Genomic DNA, 386 nt, shown 5'->3' on the forward strand with positions numbered 1-386 from the left:
ACTCACTCGTTGCTCAGTTTTGAGAGAGTCAATCTCTTTCAAACGTTTGGTGGCGATGGCGGAGGGGTTCCACACGTACCCATCCCGAACACGACCGTTAAGCCCTCCAGCGCCGATGGTACTTGGACCGAAGGGTCCTGGGAGAGTAGGACGCCGCCAAGCGGACAACCATTTCTTGGTTGCCAATATGTTATATCTGTTATATGGGCTTTTAGCTCAGTTGGTTAGAGCGCACCTCTGATAAGGGTGAGGTCGGTGGTTCGAGTCCACCAAGGCCCACCATATAACATTTGAATAACTTACCTTTATGGGGCCATAGCTCAGCTGGGAGAGCGCCTGCCTTGCAAGCAGGAGGTCAGCGGTTCGATCCCGCTTGGCTCCACCAA

General features: G+C 53.4%; 2 tRNA genes and 1 rRNA gene. All 3 read left to right on the plus strand.

The annotated features are described in order from the left end of the window. Positions 1 to 45 precede the first annotated feature (45 nt). The 3 genes from rrf to HPT30_RS00630 all read left to right on the plus strand — a co-directional run bounded on the left by rrf (position 46) and on the right by HPT30_RS00630 (position 385). Positions 46 to 162, plus strand: a 5S ribosomal RNA gene (gene rrf / locus HPT30_RS00620). 43 nt (positions 163 to 205) lie between these two features. Continuing rightward, positions 206 to 282 (plus strand) — tRNA-Ile (locus HPT30_RS00625). Positions 283 to 309: 27 nt separating this feature from the next. Next, a tRNA-Ala gene (locus HPT30_RS00630) sits at positions 310 to 385 on the plus strand. The last annotated feature ends 1 nt before the right edge of the window (position 386 follow it).

It is taken from the genome of Paenibacillus agri (genome assembly GCF_013359945.1).
GTDB lineage: Bacteria > Bacillota > Bacilli > Paenibacillales > Paenibacillaceae > Paenibacillus_AQ > Paenibacillus_AQ agri.